Below are 3753 nucleotides of genomic sequence, written 5' to 3'. Positions count from 1 at the left end.
GGCTTAGTTTTAGCAACGGAAAAATTTTGGTCGTTAAGAAATTCAATCCTGCCAAAAGTCGCTGAAACAGTGCGGTGACAACTCTGTGTAACGAACAGTATGCTGAATGTTCTTATGTCCTAGATAGTGTTGAATAGATCGAGTGTCGTGCCCATCGTTGACTAGCTTGTAACCGCAACCATGCCGCAGCATGTGTGGATGAACTGGAAAGGTGAGAGAGGAATTATTGCCAATACGGCTTAGTAGCTTACGAAAACCGGCGGCGGTCATAGGAGTGCCTCGTTCGCTAATAAACAGATAAGGTGATTGTTGAGATTCTCTGTGCAACTTCCGCAAAGCTCTCAATTCTGGAGCGTGTAAGGGATGAACGCTCTCGATGCCATGCTTGAGCCGTCTGACATGCAACAAGCCCGCCTCAAAATCAACCTGACTCCATCGCAATGAACAAAGTTCGGACACCCGTAGTCCATGTCGATACATCAGGAGAATCATAGTGGCATCTCGATGCCCATAACGTCCATAGGTTCTAGCAACCGAGATCAGTTCTTCCACTTCCTTGGGAGTAAGGTATTCGCGCGGTCGCTTTTGGTTATTTGGGATATGGCGAGGAGGAACTGTCCCATTTTTGGTGGTTGACATCTCTGGTCTCAACTTTGCAAATACTGGTATTGAGAACACTTATGGCTATAAACTGTCCCATTTATAAACCATAATGGGACAGTACCTTTAGTTTAAATCATGCCCGTTCAATTTTTATCCCAAGCAGATCATGACAGACTGAATCTATTCCCAGAGGAAATCAGCCGTGAGGAGTTAAACAGTTTCTTTTGGTTCTCTAGTATTGACCATCAAGCGATTGATTCAATTCGAGGAGACTACAATCGTTTGGGATTTGCGCTTCAATTGGGCTGTTTGAGGTATTTGGGTTTCTTTCCAGAAAACCTATTACAGATTCCCCAAGTTGTCGTTCACTACGTTGCTCAACAGTTAGAGGTTATGCCTGAACTCCTAACATTTTACGGCAAACGTACCAGTACTCAACGAAAGCATCAACGACAAATTCAAAAGCTAGCAGGCTATCGTCGGGCAACAACTGCTGATATTTTAGAGCTAGAGGAGTGGCTTTTACAAAGGGCTTTAGAGCATGACAAGCCGACATTGCTGTTCACAATGGTATGTGAATTCCTCAAGCAGAACAAGATCATTCGTATTGGTACAACCCGAATAGCACAGAAAGTGTCCAAGTCAAGACAACAGGCTCAAATTGTTTGTTACCAAAGCTTACAACCACTGTTGACAAAAGAATGTTGTTCGTTTTTAGACAAATTGTTAAAAATTGATGAGAAACTTGGTCGTACACGTCTGTCCTGGTTGCAACGTACCCCAACCGGAGACAATCCAAAACAAATTCTGGAAACCCTAGATAAAATTGCCTTTTTGCATTACCACCAGGTCAATCAGTGGACTTTAAGTCAACTCAACCCTAACCGCATCAATCATTTGGCAAAAATTGGTGCTAGAGCAACCAATCAATATCTGCAACGCGCCACTGAAGCCAAGCGGTATCCCATTTTGGTAGCCTTCCTCAAGCAATCACTCTACAATTTCACTGACGATCTGATTGAGATGGTAGACCAACGGATATGGAAGTTGTACGGTGAGGCCAAGCGGGCATTTGAACAAGACCGATTAAAGGCAACACAAACGATTAACCAGAAGCTGCAAACCCTGTATGATATTGGGCAGATTTTGCTTAACCCAGATGTAGAAGATCACAAAGTACGAACAAAGACATTTGAAGACATCAGCCAGGTTAAATTACAGATTGCAATTGGAGAAACCAAGCAACTGATTCGACCAGAGAACGATGCGTATGTGGACTACTTTGGGAAATACTATAAACGAGTTTGCCACTTTTCCCGTCGCTTTTTAGCAACACTCCAATTTCAGGCCTGTGAGCAGGATCAAGGATTGTTGAAGGCACTCCAGTTGGTGCGTGAAATTCATGCCGGCACTCGTCGCAAATTACCAGATGATGCGCCTACCGGATTTGTTCCAGAGGCATGGCGACCTTACGTAGTACAACCAGAGGGGATAGATCGTCGCTATTACGAACTGACAGCATTTTGGGTGCTGCGCCAAAACCTACGCTCTGGTGCAGTCTACCTGACGCATAGTCGTCGCTTTAGTGAATTAGAAAGCTATTTCATCCCGAAACAAGAGTGGCTACTACAGCGCGACCAGACGGTAAGCCTACTGGGAATCCCAATTGAGCCTGAAGTACGTTTGGCGGAACGAGAAGCCGAATTGCTCAGTTTCATCGAAGCAGTGGAAGCATTACTCAATGAACCAGATGGAGATTTGCGGGAAGAGAAGGGGGTGCTCGTGCTATCCCCGATTGAAGCGGAACAACGATCTTCTCAACTGAAACAACTTGCTAATACAATCTCAAATCGTTTGCCTCAACTAGATATCACGGATCTGCTAATTGAAGTTGATAACTGGACTCAATTCTCAAATAGGTTTGCACACCTCAATGGCTCGTCTTATCGAGATGATCACTTACTACTTCATCTTTATGGTTGCTTGTTGGCACAAGCTTGCAACCTGGATTTGAAGCAAATGGCAACATCTGCGGAACTGTCCTACTCGCATTTGAGTTGGTGCAACACCTGGTATATTCGTGATGATACCTTGCGTGAAGCAAATACGGCATTGATTAACTACCATTACCATCAACCGTTAAGTCAGTTATGGGGTGGTGGGATGTTGTCTTCGTCTGATGGGCAGCGATTTCCGGTCAAAGGGTCTGTCCGACAGGGACGACCACTACCACGCTATTTTGGCTATGGAAAAGGAATCACTTTTTATAGCTGGACTAGTGATCAATTCTCTCAGTATGGTTCTAAAGCGGTTCCTACCACGGTCAGAGACGCAACCTATGTCCTTGACGAAATCCTTAATAATGAAACCGAACTGCCCATTTTAGAACATACCACTGACACCGCAGGGTACACTGAGTTAGTTTTTGCACTGTTTGATTTGCTGGGCTTACAATTTTCTCCTCGCATTCGCGATCTGCCAGACCAGCAGCTTTATCGCACCAGTTCAGTCAATCTAGAGAACTACCCAAACCTTAAAAACCATCTGCCAAATGTCATTAACTTTGAACGCATTCTTCAACATTGGGATGATATGTTACGACTAGCGGGGTCGCTCAAACAGGGTTGGGTGAGTGCTTCGCTGATTATTCAGAAATTGCAAGCGTTTCCACGCAAACATCCCCTCACACGCGCACTTCAGGAATATGGCAGGTTGCTCAAGACGATTCACATTCTGCGTTGGTATGCTGATGAAACTAATCGCCGCAGACTCAATCGTCAAATAAACAAAGGTGAAGCCCTGCATAGCCTCCGATCTCATTTGTGTTACGCCAATCAGGGCGAAATTCGAGAACAGCAGGATGAACAACTGCACAATCAGGTTGGCTGTCTGAATCTAGTCACGAACGCAGTGATTGTCTGGAATACTGTTTACATCGAGAAGGTGATTCAACAATTGAAGCAAGAAGGACAGTTTCCAGGGGACGAAGAGTTGAAACACATCTGGCCTACTCGTCATGCTCACATCAATGTCTACGGACGGTATCACTTCGACAGAGAGCTTCTTGGTCAAAAGCAGCAACTCCGGCAGCTACGCCTGCCTGGGTTTCAACTTTAACGACCAAAATTTTTCCGTTGCTAAAACTAAGCC

2 protein-coding genes are annotated in these 3753 nt (G+C 44.9%); one reads left to right on the top strand and one right to left on the bottom strand.

What is annotated here, in order from left to right:
- Positions 1–42: 42 nt before the first annotated feature.
- Positions 43–639 (bottom strand): tyrosine-type recombinase/integrase, encoded by a 597-nt coding sequence (locus U2718_RS09750; protein WP_342001950.1) that lies wholly within the window; start codon positions 637–639, stop codon positions 43–45.
- A gap of 99 nt (positions 640–738) precedes the next feature.
- Here U2718_RS09750 and U2718_RS09745 point away from each other — a divergent pair, with 99 nt between their 5' ends.
- Positions 739–3720: a Tn3 family transposase gene (locus tag U2718_RS09745; protein ID WP_342001952.1), complete on the top strand. Its 2982-nt coding sequence runs from the start codon at positions 739–741 to the stop codon at positions 3718–3720.
- Positions 3721–3753 lie beyond the last annotated feature (33 nt).

It is taken from the genome of Chlorogloeopsis sp. ULAP02 (genome assembly GCF_038404745.2).
GTDB lineage: Bacteria > Cyanobacteriota > Cyanobacteriia > Cyanobacteriales > Nostocaceae > Chlorogloeopsis.
The sequence above is the reverse complement of the archived record's forward strand: the minus strand, read 5'-3'. Positions and strand labels throughout refer to the sequence as shown.

Coding starts and splice junctions, on each gene's coding strand:
- U2718_RS09750 (WP_342001950.1), bottom strand. CDS start 639: ATGTCAACCACCAAAAATGGGACAGTTCCTCCTCGCCATATCCCAAAT.
- U2718_RS09745 (WP_342001952.1), top strand. CDS start 739: ATGCCCGTTCAATTTTTATCCCAAGCAGATCATGACAGACTGAATCTA.